We start from the raw sequence: 21,395 nt of genomic DNA, 5'->3' as shown, positions 1-21,395 counted from the left end.
TACGTCATGGCACATACGAATAACGCGAATTTATAAACTGCTTTCAAGTTCTGGGACGGCTTCAAACAGATCGGCAACCAATCCATAATCTGCAATTTGGAAAATAGGAGCGTCTTCATCTTTATTAATTGCTACGATCACTTTGGAATCTTTCATACCAGCAAGGTGTTGAATCGCGCCCGAAATGCCCACTGCAACATACAAATCTGGAGCCACTGTTTTACCAGTTTGACCCACTTGCATATCATTAGGGACAAAACCCGCATCAACCGCGGCTCGTGATGCTCCGATCGCGGCGCCTAATTTGTCTGCAACGCCTTCGAGTAATTTAAAATTGTCGCCGCTGCCCATACCTCGGCCACCTGATACGATGACACTTGCGGCCGTTAACTCTGGTCGATCCGATTCAACCAATTGGTCTGAAACAAATCTGCATTTGTTTGATTCAATCACTTGCTCGACCGTAACCTGGTTCGCATTGCCACCTTCTGGTACAGCGGCATCGAACCCTGTTGAGCGCACAGTAATGACTTTAGTCACGTCGGTAGATTTTACCGTTGCTATAGCATTTCCTGCATACACTGGGCGAACAAATGTATCTGAGCTTTCAACTTGGATAATATCGGAGATTTGAGCAACATCTAGCAACGCTGCGACACGAGGTAAGAGGTTTTTCCCTGTCGTTGTTGCAGGCGTCATAATGTGAGAATAATCAGACGCTAACTCAACGACTAATTTAGAAATATTTTCCGCTAACTGATGCTCATATACCGCATTGTCAGCTACGAATACCTTGGAAACACCGACAATGGTTGAAACCTGACTGACGACAGATTGGCTGCCCTTACCTGCAACTAAGACATGGACATCACCACCTACTTCTATCGCAGCCGTGATCGTATTCAACGTCGCTGGTTTAAGAGTCGAATTATCGTGTTCTGAAATGACTAAAACGCTCATGAGATCACCTTTGCTTCGTTTTTAAGTTTCTCAACCAGCTCTGAAACCGAGGTGACTTTGACACCACCACTGCGCTCTGGAGGAGGCGTTACCGATACAATTTCTAGATTCGATTTAATCTCAACACCCAACTCTTCAGGTGTCTTCACATCAAGCGGTTTCCGTTTCGCTTTCATGATGTCAGGCAGTTTTGCAAAGCGAGGTTCATTAAGACGAAGATCCGTTGTAATAACCGCAGGAAGTTGAATCGCTAACGTCTGCAAACCACCGTCTACTTCTCGAGTAACAACTGCCTCACCGCCTTCGACAACAACCTCAGATGCGAATGTCGCTTGAGGATAATCCAACAGTGCAGCAAGCATTTGCCCTGTCTGATTGTTATCAGAATCAATTGCTTGTTTCCCCATAATCACTAGATCCGCATTTTCGTCAGTTGCCAATTTAGCCAATAACTTAGCAACCGATAGCGAATCCAAAGCGTCTTCCGCTTCTACCTGTATCGCTCGATCAGCACCTAATGCCAGTGCGGTGCGAAGGGTTTCCTGACACGCTTTCGAGCCAATCGTTGCAACCACAATTTCTGAAGCGACGCCTTTTTCTTTTAACCGAATCGCTTCTTCAACCGCAATTTCACAAAACGGATTCATAGACATTTTTGTATTGGTAAGATCAACATTCGTATGGTCACTTTTTATGCGAACCTTGACGTTGTAATCAATGACTCTTTTAACAGCAACAAGTATCTTCATAAGCCCCTCTAATTTTTATTTCAGCTCAGTCGGATTAATGATTATGAATTCAAATCCCAATAATGATTTGGCAATGAGCCGAACATGCTTACGCTTGCCAATAACTCAGTAATCTATCGTTATTAAATACTAGCTTGGATCCAACTTTCCTCAATAACAAAAAAGCGCCTGTTAACTAACAAAAATTGTCACGGATAAAAATGGGCGAGGTATAGAGCAAGATAAAGACCGTGGAATTCAGGAATAAGGAGAGGTGCAGACTGTAGGATAGGTCGAGGTTAAAAAAATAAGGTGCTGGGAAAGATAGGTCGAGGTTAAAAAAATAAGGTGCTGGGAAATTTACATTTTCCTTCAGCACCTTTTGTATCGCTCACTTAACGGGAACTAAAAATCGACGTCCAACTAAAAGTAATACATTAACGAGAGATGACCATTCAGCCACTCATCGTGATCAGATTTAGTGAAATGAGTCTCGCCTCTTATCTGAACATCATCATTGACCTTAAGGCCAACCCCAAGAGAAATGTTATGAGTCATATCGCCCAGATTTTTTGTGTCACTCCACAACTGATAGCCTGTGTAAAAGGAGGCCATTTCACCCTGAGTAACCCAACGAACTTCTGGCCCTACCTCGGCTAGATAACCCTGTTTATATACATCATCGATCGACGTGCTGGCATTTAAGAAAAATGCTACCAGCCCCGTATCAAATGCATACGTTGCCCCCACACCACCTTGTAAATTAAACACAAGCTCATCCGATTGTCTGATATCGCGCACTAGGCTGGCATTTACTTTCCACGATTTTGGCGTCATCAATGCGTTTCTGGGAGACATGGAGAGGATATTTACAAAATTCAAATAATCGACCTCAATGTCTGCCTCGTCATTGATCCGCAAAGCTCCTCCCAGTATTGACAACTCTGCACCCGGCAAATACCCATCGATAGGATCTAACAAGTCATGGTAAGACGGGCGATATTCAAGTCGCCCAAAATAATGTTCGTCTCGAACACTTCCCCCCAACGATAGCCTTTGTGTTTTATGGCCTTCGTCATCCCGTTTACTGGGTGTCGGAGTATCAAAAAATACGGGCTTAGTCCCCATTTTACTTCTCAAAGACAAAAGCTTGATCGAACGGCCAGCCAGATGAGGAAGCGAAGATTTCTTTCTTGCAGACAAGTAACGACTGTATTCGTAGGCGACTTCTAATATCCGAGTTTGGTCATGTACTCCATAACGCTCCAGCTCATCTAACTCAATCTGAGCTTTCTCAACTAATTGCTTCGCTATATCAATTTGCTGTGCTGTTAGTTCATCCATCATGAAGTTCATGCGATTCATAACAGAGGCTCTGTACGTTGCGCCTGCTAACCAGCCCTTTGAATCCAAAGCTCGCACTGTATCCACAGGAATAGCCCATACTGAAAACGAATCTGCAAGCCCAGGGCCTTCTACAGCGGCATCCAATAACGTTAACAATTGATATGAGCAATTTTCTGAAAAGAAGTAATAATCGAAGTAAGCCGATTGAACCTCCCAAATATGACGCAAAAACTGATCAATTTCAGCTTGAGATAAATCCAACTCGTATTCCCAAATATCTCGACTCTCTAAAAAGCTGTATTCCTTCACTTTTTGGTAGTAAGGCATGATCGACGCGACACCTGGGTAACCGCCTGTTAGCCCTTTATAGGTAAAGACTAATTCATTGTCATTGGGGTCGGTATTCGCCGCGAAATTTACGGCTGTATCAAGTAAGGGGTTGTTGTTTCCTCGTTTTTTGACACGAAACAGTGTGTGTCCATACATAGAAGACGGGCTGTTCAGGTACGCGGCAGGAAAGACCAAATACAGTTTTTCACCGTCCAAATCTGAGAACCATTGTTGAAACTCTGGACACTCAACGTCGACAAAAGGTGTATTGGGCAATTTATCTTTTAGCCAAGCCAATCGAGCCGGAAAACGACATTGCGCAGGCGTCACGTCAGGTGCCTGAGCAATTTGATCCGCTTTAGATTGTTGCAATGCCAAAACGGTTTGCTGTAGTTCGGAAAGAGGATCTATAGCGCCAGTTGATGACAAAAAAAATCGCTCATCGTCAATTTGACTGCCCGATTCAAGATTCACTCCGATGCGGTGATAATGCAGTAAATCTAGCCATTGTGGATCTTGAGACAAAGCATCTAAACTCATTGCCTGAACATTTGCACCGGCCAAAAGAGATAAAGCAGATAAAAATACAGCAATGATTGATGAACAAAAACGTGCGAGCTTGAATCGAATTAACATAAGAAGAATGTAGATAAAGTAGAAGAGTGGGCAATAAAAAAGCGCTAGCAAACAGAGGTTATCCGTATTGCTTAGCGCTTTTTAAAATTTAGGCAGAATTAGCCTAGGTATTTAGCAAGCTCTGGAGAATTTTCCATCAACTCTACAATTCCTTCATATGCAGATGCAGACGTTACATCAGCAGAAGCAAAGATTGAGTCGAAGTTAGTTTGCATTGTTTCTTCAAAAACAGCTTGATCTTGTGACTCTACACCGATCAATTGACCTAGTGCTGCAAGCGTTTCACCGTGGCCTTTTGCAGAATCAACCGCAAGAGGTTCTAAGTTATCATTAATAAACACAGCAACACTGCTAGAGAATGGGCCATTTGCATCTTCACAACCTAAAGTACCTGAAGTCATACCAAATGTTTGGTTGCCAGATGAACCGTTAGTTGTTGCAGCAAGTACGTGCTCATACCATTCGTTAGCATCCGTGAATACTTGAGAACCCAGACCACAACCAGCAGGGCCGTGACCACCAGCAGCGAAAGAAGAGATTGAAGCAGTTGCCAGAGCGGCAGAAAGGATTAGCTTTTTCATAAAATTCCCTATATCCATGAAATAAATAAAAGTCCATTTGTCACTGTCATCTATTAATAATCCATCAATGATGCAGCGACTGGCGGCGATTATATATATCTACCCGCTTCGATTAAAGCAATTTTTTACAATTTTTCTCTTAACTTCACTAAACCTTAGAACGAGATAAAAATGCACTAAATGCAGCGTGGGCTTCGCGAGACTTTAAACGGTCTTTAAAAATTCTAGCTTCTCGCATCAGCGCCATTTGAACGTCGTCCTGCCCACGGTATTTGAGCAAATCTTTAGACAGCTCCACAGCTTCACGCGGTAATGCCGAAACTTTTTCGGCCAATTGTGCAGCCAATTCCACCGCTTCACCAGATTCACACACCTTATTGACCAACTTGTAATCTAACGCTTCCAGCCCTGTTACCTCCTCCCCGAGCACCAATACTTCAAAAGCGTGCTGATGCCCAATTAACCTAGGAAGCAAATGACTGGAAGCCGCTTCTGGAACTAAGCCAAGTTGGACAAAAGGAAACTTCAAAACAGCTTCACGCGCTGCGACCACCAAATCACAATGAAGTAACATTGTCGCTCCGATGCCCACAGCCCGCCCTTCTACAGCAGCGATCAAAGGCTTCTTGTAGCTGGTCAATATTTGGAGAAACGCCAGTGTGCTGGTCATTTTATCGGGAAACTGAGCAATAGAAATAAACTCATTTATGTCATTGCCTGCCGTAAAGTCCTCTCCTTGACCGTATATTAAAGTGACTTTCACCTCGCGGTTAACCTCTCCTGCGTGAAGAAAGTCACCCAACATCTGGTACATATCGAGCGTAATGGCATTCTTTTTTTCAGGGCGATTAAGGCGAAGAAACTGCACTCCCCCTTCAATTTTTTCGACAATATGTTCTGATGACATTAATCGCTCCAAAAAAAGACAATGTTATAAATGGGCTATCTTGATTTATTTCACTTTTATAATAGAACCTTCCATATACTCAATCTCACCGCAATTGAACAATCAGCTAGCTTCCGCTTTATGCTCATCTCTTAGCGCTCTGCGAAGTACTTTTCCCACATTTGTTTTTGGAAGCTCTTCTCGAACTTCAACAAATTTAGGCACTTTATAAGCCGCCAAATGTTCTTTACAAAATGTCCGGATAGCCTTTGTTGATTGTTCGCCTTCAGGATCTCGTAGCACAATAAACACTTTCACCGCTTCGCCAGTCTTATCGTCATCAACGCCGATCGCGGCCGCTTCCAATACATTTGGGTGAGAGCAAAGAATGTCTTCAACTTCAGTCGGGTACACATTGAACCCCGAAACAATAATCATATCTTTCGCTCGGTCTACAATTTTCAGATACCCATCATCCTGTATGACCGCAATGTCTCCAGTAATCAAAAATCCATCTGGCGTCATCACCTCGCTCGTGGCTTTTTCCTGCTGCCAGTAACCTTTCATTACCTGAGGTCCACGAACACAAAGCACGCCAGGTTCGCCTTGAGGAGCCTCCACCCCACTGTCATCGATCACTTTTACCTGTGTTTCATCGACAGGAACACCAATAGTCCCTACTTTTTCATAGCCGACAGGATTAAACGAAACCACCGGCGAGGTCTCGGTCAAGCCATAACCTTCAACAACCTGACAACCCGTTACCTGTTTCCACTGATCCGCGGCGGCATGAGTCAGCGGCATGCCACCTGAACACGTTAGCTTTAAGGAAGAGAAATCTACTTCCTGAAAATCTTTTCGGTTACACAGCCCTACGAACAAGGTATTTAAGCCAACAAAACCAGTGAACTTCCACTTTTTCAGTTCTTTTACAAAATTGGGTAAGTCCCGAGGGTTCGGAATCAATACAGTATGACCACCACACTCAAACAGAGTTAACCCATGAATGAGAAAAGCATAAATGTGGTAAAGCGGTAGCGGAGCAATGTAAAGCTCCTTTGTTTCACTTAAGTTCCCGTTCAAGCGAAACGACAGTTGATGCAAGTTGGAAATTAAATTTGCATTCGTCAGCATCGCGCCTTTAGCAACTCCCGTCGTACCACCGGTATATTGGAGTACAACAATGTCTTTTTGTGTGCCTTTTACTTTAGTAAGGGGATGGTTTTTACCTTGAGCAAGTACATCGTTTAGACATTTCGCTTGCGGTAAACTGTAACTAGGCACCATTTTTTTAACATAACGAACGACAGTATTAATCAACACACGTTTAACGGGCGAGTGAAAGTCTGCAAGCTCGGTAATTATAAGATGCTTGATGCCTGTTTTGTGTATGATTTTTTCAACGTTGTGCGCCATGTTTGCAAGCACAACTAACGCCTTAGCTCCCGAGTCGTTAAATTGATGCTCTAGCTCTTTCGGCGTGTAAAGTGGGTTGGTATTCACAATAATCAAACCCGCTTTTAACGCACCGAATACCACAACGGGGTATTGCAGAACATTTGGCAATTGAACGGCAATTCGATCACCCGGTTTAAGGTCAGTATGGTTTTGAATATATCCTGCAAACTGATCCGACTTTTCATTCAGCTCACGGTATGTCAAAGTCCGATCCATGCAGCTGAATGCAGGAAAGTCTTCAAACTTTTCGCACGACGACGTTAGAACATCGACTACGGTTTGAAAATTTTGGGGGTTCAATGAGGTAGGTACTGCTACCCCATTTTCTGGACAGGCCGTTTGGGCATGTTCATTCGGCATATAAAGCTCCACTTGTTCTTGTTATAGGAGAATCGCCAGCAAGTCGGCCTTAACAAAATCATATTAAGGCCAATCTAGTGTTATCAGATTAGTCCGTTTTAGCCATTTGGGAAAATCTGCGTCAGTTTAGTCGCCAGCATAATGTCTCCATCTGCGCGAATTTTACCTTGCATAAAGGCTGCCATGCCATCTAATTCGCCACTCATAACTGCTTTCAACGTATCAGCATCCATTTCGAGCGTTACTGTAGCGTCATCACTTTCCCCTTTTTCGAGCGTACAACCGCTATCATCAACCGTTACGTAGTACTGCTCACTCTCGTCGACATCAAACTGAAAGATTGCTTCCATATCATCTGCTTCGTCCGCGTCAAACCTATCTACCATTGAATCAAATACAGCTTTCACATCACTCATAAGTTCTCCATCAATGTTTTTATTTTAGTCTGGTTTTAACATTGTGACGCCGTAACCTTTAATGAACCAATTTAGGCGATATTTTACACTTACAACGTTGACTGGCTCACAATGCATAAAATACGTTCTTTATAAAATAGCTCTGTTCAGAAGATCGCTGTATTCATAAAATAGAGCTCTCTGTAAACGCCACTGTTTCGACCCCATTTCTTCCAAAACACATCAGTCTCAAAACACGTCAGTTCAGAAAAAGAAAATTGTCTTCTTCCATTGCGAGTAAATTATCCGCTCCAGACAACATAGACTGCGCATGCGCTTTTGTTCGAGGTAAGAGCCGCTCATAGTAGAATGTGGCGGTCTGCAGCTTCGCGGTATAAAAACCTTGCTCCGTAGTGCCTTCGTCCAATTTTATCTGTGCCGCAACCGCCATTCGAGCCCAAAAATAAGCCAATACGACATAGCCCGAATACATGCAGTAATCAAATGATGCAGCGCCAACTTCTTCTTTGTTTTTCATGGCCTTCATGCCAATTTTAAGAGTCACATCTCCCCATTCACTGTTCAGCTCACTCAACACACTGATGTATTTTTTAAAACGTTTATCGCCTTTATGCTCTTTACAAAATTTATGGATGATTTTAGTAAAGCGACGCAGCGTCGCGCCTTGAGTCATAAGTACTTTGCGTCCTAATAAATCCAACGCCTGAATTCCGGTCGTTCCTTCATAGAGCATCGAGATTCGGCTGTCCCTGACGTTTTGCTCCATCCCCCACTCCGAGATGTAGCCATGCCCCCCAAATACTTGTAGGCCTTGATTGGCAGATTCAAACCCCGTTTCGGTAAGGAACGCCTTCGCTATGGGCGTTAAAAGTGACAATTGTTCTTCTGCATCCTGTTTCTCGTCGTCAGTCCCTTTTTTTGTTTTATCCACTAACAACGAACTGTAGTGAATTAAGACTCGTCCACCTTCTGCAAACGCTCGTTGTGTCAGCAGCATACGCCGTACATCTGGATGAACGATAATAGGATCGGCTGCTTTTTCAGGTGTTTTAGCGCCAGACAATGCGCGCATTTGCAAGCGATCCTTCGCATAAGCAACGGAGTTTTGATATGCCCATTCAGCGTGCGCCAATCCTTGTAGCGCCGTTCCTAATCTTGCAGTATTCATGAAGGTAAACATACAATTTAAGCCGCGATTAGGTGGTCCAATTAGATACCCCTTCGCGCCATCGAAATTCATGACGCATGTTGCATTGCCATGAATGCCCATTTTATGTTCAATCGATCCACAACTGACGGCGTTTCGATCCGCCACATCGCCACTTTCAGAAACATTAAATTTAGGGACGATAAAAAGAGAAATACCTTTTGTACCCGCAGGAGCATCAGGCAATCGAGCTAAAACGATGTGAATGATATTTTCCGCCATATCATGTTCACCGGCAGAAATGAAAATTTTGGTGCCGGAAATTGAATAACTTCCGTCATCAGCAGGGTCAGCCTTTGTTTTCAACATGCCAAGATCTGTACCACAGTGCGGTTCGGTAAGACACATCGTGCCAGTCCATTCACCCGTTACCAGTTTTGTGAGGTAAGTTTGTTTTTGCTCGTCTGTGCCATGCTGCTCTAGCGTATTCATTGCTCCATGGCTTAACCCTGGGTACATACTCCAAGACCAGTTCGACGTTGCGACCATTTCGGTCACCAACATCCCTAAGGATTCAGGCAAGCCCTGCCCACCTACAGATTCCTCATGCGACAATGACGGCCATCCACCTTCTACATATTGCTGATAGGCTTCTTTAAATCCTTCAGGCGTCGTTACTTCACCGTTATTGAACGTACAGCCTTGCTCATCGCCAATACGATTCAATGGCGATACAACGCGTTCTGCAAACTTAGCGCCTTCCTCTAGAATGGCAGACACCATATCGGGCGTTGCTTCTTCAGCCCCAGGCAGATTAGCGTAATGACTCTCTATATCGAGTATTTCTTCGGTAACAAATTTAATATCACGCAATGGCGCTTTGTAGTCTGGCATGACGCTGAAACCTCATTATTGTTTTTATCTTTATCTGTAATTGTGCATTTCACCCCGCCTCAACGCAGTATAGATAAAGACGTGATATATTTTTTTTGCATATTACAAAGAGTGGTTCATAACCGAGAATCTCTCAATGACAAAACGAACCAAGATTGGTAACAAAATTCACCAGCTCGTGAAGATTTTTGTTAGTAGATTTATTGATAATGACGTTAGCCCTCGAAACGAGAGACGACGCTAAAGATAGGATTTAAGCAAACAACGCAGAACAAAGCAGAACGAAAATTAAAAAATTATTTTCTCTATCGCAGTTTTTAGGCGAGCAAGACTTTCTTGCGTACTAGTAAGAATTTCTAAACGAGATTCAGAGACCTCATTTTTAACATTAAAGAACTCTTCAGATTGAGTGATATTGCAATCAATAACAGTGCTCGCATTCAACCGTAATTGACCCTTTAAACGCCAAAAGTCGGGCTCTTCTCGCATCAGACGTGCGAGCGATTGAGCTTTAAATTGATCAAATACGTAATTGTCTTTGATTATCCAACCGATACTGCATAGGTGCTTGTCGCATTTTTCATAGGTAATCGCTGACACACCTTCGACAACCTTAATTTTTGATTCGTGGTCGTGGTCGTGGTCGTGGTCGTGGTCGTGGTCGTGAGAACTGTGTAAATGTATATGGCTATTGTCGTTAGATGAACGTAAGTAGTTAAGCCATGAAATAGAGGCTTCTCCATTCAGGGAGTAAGCGAATTTTTTAGGATCTTTTAATTGCTCTACAAAACGAATAAATTGCTCGTTCTCACTTTCAGAATATTGATCCGCTTTAGATGCGATCAATACATCTGCCTGATCAACCTGATCAAAAAACGCTGGATGTCCGATATACCTAGGATCTTGTAGATTACGCACATCAAGCATGCAAATTGACGCTTTAACATCGAGCACGTCTTCATAGAGGTTCGATTTCAATTGCGCCATAATTTGGGCCGGATGCCCAATACCTGTAGGCTCAATTAAAATTCGGTCTGGGTTGACCTGCCTTATCAAAGCATTTAAGCCTGCGCTGAATGCAGCCGATGTTACACAGCACAAGCAACCTCCCGGCACCTCTTTAATCGCAGCACCGGAATCTCTAAGCAAAGCTCCGTCCATTCCCACTTCGCCAAATTCATTAACCAAAACAGCCCAAGATTCCCCCTCAGGCACTTTGGTTAACATGTTTTTGATCAACGTGGTTTTTCCCGAGCCTAAGAACCCTGTGATTACATTGACTGGGATATTCTTATATATCACAGTGATTTGTCACCGCTAATACGACTGGCAACGGCAGAGTTTTGGTCGCGGTATTTTGCATTCAATCTTTTATTGTACGGCCTTTCTGCTGGGGTCGTCATCGTCTCAAAATTAATAGCTCCTATTGTCATTCCCGGGCGCAATGCCAATGGCAGTTTTCCGCCATTTAGGAACTCCAAAACGATTCCACCACTCCAACCTGGGTCAATTCGGTGAGCCGTAACATGCACCATTAACCCTAAGCGAGCCAATGAAGAACGGCCATCTAGCCAACCCACTAAATACTCAGGAATCGTCACGCTTTCTTTTGTAACGCCTAATACCAGCTCTCCCGGATGGATAAAGAATGGTTTGCCATCTTCGATAACAATTTCGTCACTCATTACCGACTCAATCGTCTCATTCAAATCTTCTTTAGGGCCACTCAAATCTAAATAAGGTGCCGGATGCCCCTGAAACGTTCGAAATGAATTTCCAAGGCGTAAATCGCAAGAAACACCGCTTATTGCTGAGTTATCTGGACGCGGATCCACCACAATGTCACCGCTGTCTAACGCCTTAATAATATCTATGTCTGAAAGTCGCATTTTATTACCTTTTAGCAGTTTTCTTACGTGAGAAGACCTTTACACGAAGTCACGAGCAAAGCCAAGACGAGGAAAAAATAGACGAAAAAGCGGAATTTATGCGTTATAAATGAGCATTTTGAGTCTCTTTTTAACACTGTATTGGAGAGCGTAGTCGTCGTGTAAAGGTCTCGAAAGATCTGCTTAGTCGTCACTCATACCTATCGTAGGCATTGCGAAGGTTTCTGTTTTGGACGCAAGAGTAGCACCAAGCTTACGAGCAATCGACTGATATATGTTTGCAATGTCAGATTCAGGGGCGCTTGCAACAGTCGGAGATCCAGTATCAGCTTGTTTACGAATAGATAAGCTTAGTGGCAATTTACCTAAAACATCGACACCGTATTCTTCTGCAAGCGTTTGCCCACCTTCTTCTCCGAAGATCGACTCTTGATGCCCGCAATTAGAGCAGATATGCGTCGACATATTTTCAACAACCCCTAAAACAGGAATATTCACTTTGCGGAACATTTCAATACCGCGTCGCGCGTCGAGCAAAGCAATGTCTTGCGGTGTTGTGACGATAACAGAACCCGCAACGGGTACTTTTTGCGATAAAGTCAATTGAATATCGCCCGTTCCAGGCGGCATATCAATGAAGAGATAATCTAAATCTTCCCAATCGGTTTGGGTCAATATCTGCATTAGTGCGCCCGTAACCATCGGCCCACGCCATGCGACAGGTGTTTCTTTGGTGGTTAGAAATGCCATTGACATGACCTGAATACCATGGGCAACAGGTGGAACAAAGAACTTGTCTTCTCGAACTCCCGGACGCGTGTCCGCCGAGAATCCCATCATCATACCTTGACTAGGGCCGTATATATCCGCATCTAAGATACCTACTTTTGCCCCTTCTCTTGCCATCGCAAGTGCAAGATTAGCTGAGGTGGTCGATTTTCCGACTCCCCCTTTACCTGAGGCGACGGCAATAACGTTTTTCACACCTTTTAAACCTGGCAAGTTATTCTGAACGGAAGCAGAAACAACTTGGTTTTGGAAATGAATATTAACAGTGCGTCCATCGTTGATAACCTCAGCGACTTGCCGCTCGATTACATTTCTATTCTGATTGGCGTAATAAGGAAGTGCCAGGCGTACATTGACAGTACTTTTATCTGAATCAACCTCCCAAACATGACCATACGAAGCATTCGTATTTTCGTCCAAAAGCAGCGCAAGAGCCGACAGAATATCTTGGTCAGTTAACATTAACTTCTCCTGAAATAAGAACAGTCCCACTGAGTACCTTATGTAGGCTCAAATGGCGACCTTAAAAAAGACGGGTAATTACCGTTCGAAATGGGGACGATTTTATGAAAAGCAAGGTCAAGCCTTGCACCCAGTAAGCAGGTTCTTATAATGTCCGCCAATTAGACTTAAATATACAAAACTCGGAACCGACGCTTTCCAAAGTATGTCCATTGCAATTGACCAAAATGGCATGACGACGCGCGTCATCGAAAACAATTGTAATATAGAATATCTCGATATTTTCCGAGTTAAAAATACACTCCAGCAGGCTTTATAAAAAATGGCACAAACGCAAAGAAAAATCCTAGTTACCAGCGCCCTACCTTACGCCAACGGTCCAATTCATCTGGGCCATATGCTGGAACACATTCAAACTGACATTTGGGTTCGTTTCCAGAAGCTGCGTGGTCATATATGTAATGCTGTTTGCGCGGATGATGCGCACGGTACAGCCATCATGATTCGAGCTGAACAAAACGGCATTACCCCAGAAGAACTAATCGATGGTGTTCGAGCGGAACACATGATGGATTTTAACGACTTCCTTATCGGTTACGACAACTATCATTCCACTCACTCCAGTGAGAACAAAGAATTATCCAGCAGCATCTATAATGCGCTACGTGATAACGGCAAAATTTCAGTACGTTCAATAACTCAGGCTTACGATCCTGAAAAAGGCATGTTTCTGGCCGATCGCTTTGTGAAGGGAACCTGCCCTAAGTGTAAAGCGGAAGATCAATACGGTGACAACTGCGAAGTGTGTTCAGCGACCTACACGCCAATGGAAATGATCAACCCTCGCTCTGTGTATTCAGGTGCGACTCCGATCGAAAAAACGTCTGACCATTACTTCTTCAAACTGCCTGACTTCCAAGAGTTTCTACAAAAGTGGACTCGCAGCGGAACGCTACAAACTCAGGTAGCGAACAAACTGTCTGAGTGGCTAGATTCTGGCTTACAGGAATGGGACATTAGCCGTGACGCTCCTTACTTCGGTTTTGAAATCCCCGACGCCCCAGGTAAGTACTTTTACGTTTGGCTAGACGCTCCAATTGGTTACATGGCAAGCTTTAAACATCTTTGTGACCGCACTGATGGACTAAACTTCGATGACTATTGGGCAAAAGATGCCGACTCTGAGCTGTATCATTTCATAGGTAAAGACATCGTTAATTTCCACGCACTGTTCTGGCCAGCGATGCTTGATTGTGCAGGATATCGCACTCCAACCGGTGTAAACGTACATGGATACGTTACCGTAAATGGAACAAAGATGTCGAAATCTCGCGGCACCTTTATCATGGCTCGCACCTACCTAAACCACTTAGACCCTCAGTATCTGCGCTATTATTACGCGGCAAAGTTAAACTCAAGCGTGGATGATATCGATCTAAACCTTGAAGATTTCGTACAGCGAGTCAACTCTGACGTCGTCGGAAAAGTGGTTAATATCGCAAGCCGTACAGCAAGCTTTATCAACAAAAAATTTGATAGCAAATTGTCTGCTACGGTCGCTGAAAACGAAATGATCCAAGATTTCATCTCGGCTGGCGATCAGATTGCAGAGTTCTACGAAACTCGTGAATACGGAAAAGCGATTCGCGAAATTATGCGATTGGCTGACATCGCCAATACCTATATTGCCGATCAAGCGCCTTGGGTACTCGCGAAGAGCGAAGAGACGCTGCCTAAAGTACAAGAAGTCTGTACTGTTTCGCTAAACCTATTCTCTATTCTAGCGACCTATCTCAAACCCGTATTGCCCGCTCTCATTGCAGATGCAGAAGCCTTTTTGGGCAAAGAGCTTACATGGGATAACCGAACCGAATTGCTGTTCGGCGGCTCAGTAAATAAATTTAAGCCTTTGATGGAACGTATCGAAAGCAAACAGATCGATGCCATGATTGAAGAAGGTAAAGAAGCTGCCGCTGTAGAAGCCGCATTAAAAGAAGCCAATCAACCAAAGCAAGAAGAAACAGAGCTAAGCAAAGAACCTATTGCTGAAGAAATCAGCTTTGATGATTTTGCAAAAGTAGATTTGCGCGTGGCACTTATTGCAAAAGCTGAACACGTTGAAAAAGCCAATAAGCTTCTAAAGCTCACCTTAGATCTTGGCGGAGAAACACGTACCGTTTTCTCTGGCATTAAGTCTGCTTACAAGCCAGAAGATCTAGAGGGCAAGCTTACGATTATGGTTGCAAACTTAGCGCCTCGTAAGATGAAATTTGGTTTATCTGAAGGGATGGTATTGGCGGCAGGGCCTGGTGGTGAAGACATTTACCTTCTTGAGCCACATGACGGCGCCAAACCAGGCCAACGAGTAATGTAACTCCGATATAAACCAATCGGACAAATGAGAACCATTCTCTCTTAAATATCGCCTGCTTCTAAGCAGGCGGTTTTGTATTGGTTAAGCTTATATAACAGAAGCCGATATGTTTTATTCAAAATTAAACTAGAACTTATAGGTTAATAGACTTGTTAGTTATAAGCAGCTTGGTATAGTTACGCTCAAACAATTCTATGGTTCGTGTTACTCACGTATAAACTAAAGAGCATTCAAATATGCCGTTATACGATGAAAATAAAACACTAAAATACACGCTCCATAAACAATGATAAGACACATTTTATATCTGTGTTAGTGAAAGCAAAAAACCGTTAGAACACGCCAATTTGCTTTCAAGTTAGACTTCGCTCTTTACGTATTTAACATCAATTTTGGAAGTGAGATGACCGATTATCTCTTAATATTGGTCAGTACAATTCTGGTAAACAACTTTGTACTGGTACAATTTTTAGGTTTATGCCCCTTTATGGGAGTTTCTGGAAAACTGGAAACCTCTATCGGGATGGCGATGGCAACTACGTTTGTCCTAACGCTGTCTAGCTTATGTAGCTACCTAACATTTGAGTTCATTTTACAACCCTTTGGTCTTGAATACCTGAAAACCATTTCATTTATTCTAGTGATTGCCGTTGTCGTGCAGTTTACCGAGATGGTAGTGAGAAAAACCAGCCCACTTCTTTATCGTGTTTTGGGTATTTTTCTTCCCCTCATTACCACAAACTGCGCGGTGTTGGGTGTCGCCCTACAAAATACAAGCAAGCAAAATGGGTTCGTAGAATCGCTCTTATATGGTTTTGGCGCTGCCGTCGGTTTTTCATTTGTTTTAATTTTATTCTCAGCAATGCGTGAACGCATTAACGTTGCCGATGTGCCTGTTGCCTTTAAAGGATCTGCAATCGGCATGATCACAGCAGGCCTTATGGCTCTCGCCTTCATGGGCTTTACTGGCTTAGTGCAGATATAGGAGATAAGTATGCTTACCATTCTACTTGCCGTTGGCATTTTGGTCGCACTGTCTCTTGTATTTGGTGCTGTACTTGGTTATGCGAACGTTCGCTTTAAAGTGGACGGAGACCCCATTGTTGATCAAATCGATGCCATTCTGCCACAAACACAATGCGGCCAATGTGGTCACCCTGGCTGCCGTCCTTATGCGGACGCAATCTCAAACGGAGAGGCCATCAATAAATGTCCTCCGGGCGGACAAGCTACGGTACAAGCGCTTGCAGATTTATTGGATGTAGAGGCTCTGCCGTTAGATGGTGACGCCGAGGAGTCTCCAGTAAAGCGTGTTGCCGTCATTCGCGAAGATGAATGTATTGGTTGTACGAAATGCATCCAAGCCTGCCCAGTCGATGCGATTCTTGGTGCGGCAAAACAAATGCACACCGTGATAGCAGACGAATGCACTGGATGTGATTTGTGTATAGAACCTTGCCCTGTTGACTGTATTGATCTGGTTGACGTCGGCATAAACACAAAAACCTGGTCATGGGAAAAACCAAACGGTGTTGCAACCCACTCTGCAAACATCATAGCTACTGATCGTTCTTTGGAGGCTCAAGCTTAATGCAAGCGCCCGTTGTATATTCTTTTCATGGCGGAATTCATCCCCCTGAAAATAAGACTCAATCCTTACAATTGCCATTGGGACGTCCAACTCTCCCAAGCGAACTCGTACTGCCTTTGGGTCAACACATTGGTCAACCATCAAGACCATTAGTTGAAATCGGTTCAAAGGTATTGAAAGGTCAGCCTGTTGCGATCAATAACGGTTTTTTAAGCAGTTTCCTTCATGCCCCAACATCAGGAACCGTTACTGGTATAGAGCTTCGCCCTATTGCTCATCCTTCTGGTTTGGATGATCTCTGTCTTATTATTGAGCCTGACGGACATGATACTTGGATAGAACACTCTGGTTTAAAAGAATGGCAGTCCATCAGCAAAACAGATGTTTTAGCTTACCTGTCTGAAATGGGCATTGTAGGTATGGGCGGTGCTGGCTTCCCTACACAAGTTAAGCTACAAGGTGCACATAAGCACCCATTGTCTCATTTCATAATCAACGCGGCAGAATGTGAACCGTACATCACGGCAGACGACATGCTAATCCGTGAACGCTCTCTCGAATTAATATTGGGCATTGAAATACTTCAACACCTTGTTGATGCTGAACATGTCATTATCGGCATTGAAGACAACAAACCCACCGCTATTGCTGAGCTTAAAAAAGTCATAGGTGAGCGAAACAGCACCATTCAGGTCGCGGTCGTACCGACGAAATACCCTTCCGGCGGTGAAAAGCAACTTATAAAACTACTGACAAATAAAGAAGTTCCAAGTGGACGACACCCTGCTGATATCGGTGTACTTTGTCAAAATGTGGGTACTTGTACCGCTGTTTACGATGCGATCTACCACGGCAAGCCCTTAATTAGTCGCTACACAACCCTTACAGGGGATGCACTTGAAGCTCCACAAAATGTAGAAGTGCTGTTAGGTACGCCTGTCTCTCATTTGCTTGAATACGCGGGCAAGATCAACAACAAGCTTGCACGTCTCGTTATGGGCGGCCCCATGATGGGCTTTACGCTTGATTCTCACTTGGTTCCAGTTGTAAAAACAACCAACTGTATCCTAGCCGCTTCAAACAGCGAGCTGCCCCAGCCTGCGCCGGAGCAATCTTGCATACGTTGTGGCATGTGCGAACAAGCTTGCCCTGCAAGCCTACTACCACAACAACTATTATGGTTTTCAAAAAGTCAGGAACACGAAAAAGCAGAGCACTACAATCTTTTCGATTGCATTGAATGTGGCGCTTGTTCTTATGTCTGCCCAAGTAGCATTCCATTAGTACAATATTATCGTCACACAAAAGCGGAAATTAGAGAGTCAAAAGAAGCCGCTGTTAAATCGGATATTGCAAAACAGCGTTTTGAAGCGCGTAAAGCACGCCAAGAAGCCGAAGCAGCTGAAAAAGAAGCGAAACGCTTGGCACGCCAAAAAGCCACTCCAGCAAAATCAAATGAAGCTAAAACAGCACCGAAAAAGCCTGCTCCTGCTGTATCAGACAGTAACGATTCGAAAAAGGCCAAAGTGGATTTAGCCATCGCGAAAAGCAAACTCAAAAAGCTTGAAAAAACGCTGCTTGAAGCACAAGAAAAAGAACACACTGAAGACATCAATACGATTCAGTTGCAAGTTAATGCCGTTAAAAAAGATATCACGGACCTTGAAGCTAAAGTAGTAAGCGCACCGACGCCAAAAGAAACAACTAAAACCGTCATGAGCGATGATGCCAAAAAAGCCAAAATTGATGTGGCTCTTATTGGCACCAAACTGAAAAAAGCACAAAAGCAACTTCAGGAAGACCCGGACAATAGCGAACTTAAAGACAAAGTCTCGAACTTTGAACAAGAACTCAAAGCCGCTCAATCTAAGTTAGAGTCGTTAGTACAAGATAAGGTTAGCCCTCCTGTTGAGAAAAAAGCCCTAAGTGATGAGGCTAAAAAAGCAAAAGTAGATGTTGCACTGATTAGTACAAAACTAAAAAAAGTGGAAAAACAGCTCGCTGACGACCCTAACAATACGGAATTGAAAGGCAAGATCGACACTTTTAAGAATGATCTAAACGCAGCAAAAGAGCGATTAAGCCAACTGTCACCACCTGAACCTTCTACGTCTCAGGAAAAAGTAGAAAAACCAGTAAGTGCAGCAGATCAAGAGGCACAGAAAAAATTAAAAATCGACACTGCAATTGCTAAAGCGGCTGCAAAAAAAGCAGACAAGGCACTAAAGAAAGCGATTGATATTAATGCGGATAATATTGAGAACTTAACCAAACAAGTTGCCGATGCTAACGCTAGAGTAAAAGAGCTAGAAGCGGCGGTAGGAAAAGGTCAAACATCGAGCTCAACGGACAAAGAATCCACTGACTCATCCGAAATCAAACCAACACAAAAGGTTGTAACGGACGAAGAAAAGAAACGAAAAATTGACCTAGCCATTGCCAAGGCAGCCGTAAATAAAGCTAAAAAAGGCATTGTAGCATTGAAAGAACAAGGCAAATCTGAAGAAGAGATTGCCGCCTTAGGGTTACCTGAAAAACTAAACGCAGCAGAGCAAAAGCTTGCTGATTTAGAATCCGGTGACTCTCAAAAAACTCCGTCTAACGAACACCTTGAGACGCCCCCTAAAAAGGTCTCAAGCGAACCAGATAAAGAAACACTAAAACAGCATAAAGTCGCTGCGGCGCTTGCCAAAGCACAAGTAAACAAACTGACAAGACGCTTAGAACTCGAACCCGATAATGCCGAGCAAATAAAACAAGAGCTTGAGCAAGCTAAGCAAAAACAACAAGAAGCGGATTCAAAATTAGAAGCGCTGACCAATACGCAAGAGAATCGATAAATGGCACTATTGAGGATTAGCTCTCCCCACACACAACGCCCAGGACACAGAACCGCCTGGATTATGCAGATGGTTATTCTAGCAACCATTCCGGGTCTTGCCGTTCAGACTTGGCTGTTTGGCTATGGAACGCTTATTAATTTAATCATCGCCTGCATTACTGCCGTCGTTTTTGAAGCCGTATTACTAAAAGCTCGACAGCGTTCAGTTGCCTTTTTCTTGAAAGATTACAGCGCCCTACTCACAGCTGTACTGCTCGCCCTCGCATTACCTCCGTCCGTTCCTTGGTGGCTAACAGCGACAGGCGTGGGAGTCGCTATCGTATTCGCAAAACAAGTGTATGGTGGGTTAGGCAATAATCCATTCAACCCTGCTATGGTGGGTTATGCGATCTTGCTGGTTTCGTTCCCGGTTCCAATGACACAATGGGTAGGTGCGCAATCTCTAATTGATGCAGGAGCAACACCAAGTTTTTCTCAGAGCTTACAAGCAATATTCGGCACGCTACCAACGATTGATAGCTACACTATGGCAACACCGCTTGATGCATTTAAGCATGCAGAAGGGCTAGATCGATCAAGTGCATTCGACACCATTCTAGGGCTCAATGAGGCGAATCTAACAAATTGGATCAGTGTTAACCTTGCCTATTTGGTAGGTGGCCTATTCTTACTTAAATTACGCATTATCACATGGCACACGCCAGTGGCTGTGTTAGCTGGACTTGCCGCAATTTCTTCAGTTTTTTTCCTAACGGATTTAAGCCATGCTGCGACACCTTGGTTCCATATAACATCCGGCGCAGCGATGTTCGGTGCCTTCTTTATCGCTACGGATCCAGTAAGCTCTTGCACCAGTAACCGTGGTAAACTCGTCTACGGCGCTGGAATCGGTATTCTTATCTACATTATCCGTACATGGGGCGGTTACCCTGACGGAGTAGCATTTGCCGTACTTTTAATGAATTTTGCAGCCCCTCTCATCGATCATTACACACAACCAAGAGCCTACGGTCATAAAAAAGCCAAAAAGGGCTTAAAGTTTGGAGGTGATAACTAATGGAACTGATCGCTTCAATTAGACGTAACGCAATTGGTCTTGGTATTTTCGCAGTACTGACCGCTGGATTAATCGCAATTACTCATCAAGTTACCGAATCGACAATTAAAGAAAATATTATTCAAGCGCAAATCGACGCTTTTAACGAAATATTGCCAAAAAATCGTTACGATAATGACCTTCCCAATAGCATGATCGAACTTGCGCCAGACCCACTGCTAGGCAGTCCAGACCCCATTACCGCCTTTATTGCCAAAAAAGATAGCCAAGTTTCGGCTATTATTTTTGAAACAGTCGCGCCGCAAGGCTACAACGGCAATTTAAATCTATTGGTATCAATTGATCGCAATGGTGTCGTTACAGGAACAAGAGTTATTAGCCACAAAGAAACACCGGGGTTAGGTGATAAAGTAGACCTTAAAAAATCCAATTGGATTTTATCATTTGCCAACACGTCATTACGTAGCCCTGAGCAAGATAAATGGCATGTTAAAAAAGACGGCGGCGATTTTGACCAATTTACAGGCGCCACTATTACACCCAGAGCGATTGTCAGAGCAGTAAAAAATACACTTATGTACTTTGATAAAAACCAAGCTGAGCTACTGTCGCACTGACCATTAGTTTGCATTGATTGTCGTCACATCA

At 43.7% G+C, this 21,395-nt stretch carries 17 protein-coding genes; 6 read left to right on the top strand and 11 right to left on the bottom strand.

Annotated features, from left to right (window positions below):
* Positions 1 to 30: 30 nt before the first annotated feature.
* From DFP79_RS06090 to apbC, 11 genes are all read right to left on the bottom strand, one after another.
* Positions 31 to 960, bottom strand: a complete 930-nt coding sequence (locus tag DFP79_RS06090) for an electron transfer flavoprotein subunit alpha/FixB family protein (protein WP_133503048.1) — start codon at positions 958 to 960, stop codon at positions 31 to 33.
* A complete protein-coding gene (locus tag DFP79_RS06085) occupies positions 957 to 1,709 on the bottom strand; it encodes an electron transfer flavoprotein subunit beta/FixA family protein (RefSeq protein ID WP_133503047.1) in 753 nt (250 codons plus the stop codon). Before DFP79_RS06085 ends, DFP79_RS06090 begins: the two co-directional genes overlap by 4 nt.
* 402 nt (positions 1,710 to 2,111) lie before the next feature.
* On the bottom strand, positions 2,112 to 4,001 hold the full coding sequence (locus DFP79_RS06080; protein ID WP_208111399.1) for an Lnb N-terminal periplasmic domain-containing protein: 1,890 nt from the start codon (positions 3,999 to 4,001) through the stop codon (positions 2,112 to 2,114).
* 98 nt (positions 4,002 to 4,099) lie between these two features.
* Positions 4,100 to 4,582, bottom strand: coding sequence for a DUF3015 domain-containing protein (locus DFP79_RS06075; protein WP_133503045.1), 483 nt, complete (start codon positions 4,580 to 4,582; stop codon positions 4,100 to 4,102).
* A gap of 148 nt (positions 4,583 to 4,730) precedes the next feature.
* Complete coding sequence (locus DFP79_RS06070; RefSeq protein WP_133503044.1) at positions 4,731 to 5,489, bottom strand: enoyl-CoA hydratase-related protein; 759 nt, start codon at positions 5,487 to 5,489, stop codon at positions 4,731 to 4,733.
* Positions 5,490 to 5,591: 102 nt separating this feature from the next.
* Positions 5,592 to 7,286, bottom strand: a complete 1,695-nt coding sequence (locus tag DFP79_RS06065) for an AMP-binding protein (RefSeq protein ID WP_133503043.1) — start codon at positions 7,284 to 7,286, stop codon at positions 5,592 to 5,594.
* Between the two features lie 98 nt (positions 7,287 to 7,384).
* On the bottom strand, positions 7,385 to 7,702 hold the full coding sequence (locus tag DFP79_RS06060; protein WP_133503042.1) for an SCP2 sterol-binding domain-containing protein: 318 nt from the start codon (positions 7,700 to 7,702) through the stop codon (positions 7,385 to 7,387).
* A gap of 238 nt (positions 7,703 to 7,940) precedes the next feature.
* Entirely contained in the window at positions 7,941 to 9,743 is a 1,803-nt protein-coding gene (locus DFP79_RS06055) for an acyl-CoA dehydrogenase C-terminal domain-containing protein (protein ID WP_133503041.1), read from the bottom strand.
* A gap of 288 nt (positions 9,744 to 10,031) precedes the next feature.
* The gene (locus DFP79_RS06050) at positions 10,032 to 11,045 is read right to left on the bottom strand and encodes a CobW family GTP-binding protein (protein ID WP_166637656.1); all 1,014 of its coding nucleotides are present in this window, start codon (positions 11,043 to 11,045) and stop codon (positions 10,032 to 10,034) included.
* Positions 11,042 to 11,632: a dCTP deaminase gene (gene dcd, locus DFP79_RS06045; protein ID WP_133503039.1), complete on the bottom strand. Its 591-nt coding sequence runs from the start codon at positions 11,630 to 11,632 to the stop codon at positions 11,042 to 11,044. Before dcd ends, DFP79_RS06050 begins: the two co-directional genes overlap by 4 nt.
* 183 nt (positions 11,633 to 11,815) lie before the next feature.
* Entirely contained in the window at positions 11,816 to 12,883 is a 1,068-nt protein-coding gene (gene apbC, locus DFP79_RS06040; protein WP_133503038.1) for an iron-sulfur cluster carrier protein ApbC, read from the bottom strand.
* A 322-nt stretch (positions 12,884 to 13,205) separates the two neighbouring features.
* Between apbC and metG the strand changes: the two genes are divergently transcribed.
* The 6 genes from metG (at position 13,206) to rsxG (ending at position 21,364) form a co-directional block, all read left to right on the top strand.
* Positions 13,206 to 15,257, top strand: a complete 2,052-nt coding sequence (metG, locus tag DFP79_RS06035; RefSeq protein WP_133503037.1) for a methionine--tRNA ligase — start codon at positions 13,206 to 13,208, stop codon at positions 15,255 to 15,257.
* Positions 15,258 to 15,660: 403 nt separating this feature from the next.
* Entirely contained in the window at positions 15,661 to 16,242 is a 582-nt protein-coding gene (gene rsxA, locus DFP79_RS06030) for an electron transport complex subunit RsxA (protein WP_133503036.1), read from the top strand.
* Positions 16,243 to 16,251: 9 nt separating this feature from the next.
* The gene (gene rsxB, locus DFP79_RS06025; RefSeq protein WP_133503035.1) at positions 16,252 to 16,848 is read left to right on the top strand and encodes an electron transport complex subunit RsxB; all 597 of its coding nucleotides are present in this window, start codon (positions 16,252 to 16,254) and stop codon (positions 16,846 to 16,848) included.
* On the top strand, positions 16,848 to 19,688 hold the full coding sequence (rsxC, locus tag DFP79_RS06020) for an electron transport complex subunit RsxC (RefSeq protein ID WP_133503034.1): 2,841 nt from the start codon (positions 16,848 to 16,850) through the stop codon (positions 19,686 to 19,688). The genes rsxB and rsxC overlap by 1 nt, the downstream gene beginning before the upstream one ends.
* Positions 19,689 to 20,747, top strand: coding sequence for an electron transport complex subunit RsxD (gene rsxD, locus DFP79_RS06015; RefSeq protein WP_133503033.1), 1,059 nt, complete (start codon positions 19,689 to 19,691; stop codon positions 20,745 to 20,747).
* Positions 20,747 to 21,364 (top strand): electron transport complex subunit RsxG, encoded by a 618-nt coding sequence (rsxG, locus tag DFP79_RS06010; protein WP_133503032.1) that lies wholly within the window; start codon positions 20,747 to 20,749, stop codon positions 21,362 to 21,364. The genes rsxD and rsxG overlap by 1 nt, the downstream gene beginning before the upstream one ends.
* Positions 21,365 to 21,395 lie beyond the last annotated feature (31 nt).

It is taken from the genome of Marinomonas balearica (assembly GCF_004362145.1).
Classification (GTDB): Bacteria; Pseudomonadota; Gammaproteobacteria; order Pseudomonadales; family Marinomonadaceae; genus Marinomonas; species Marinomonas balearica.
This window is presented reverse-complemented; position numbering and strand designations above follow the sequence as displayed.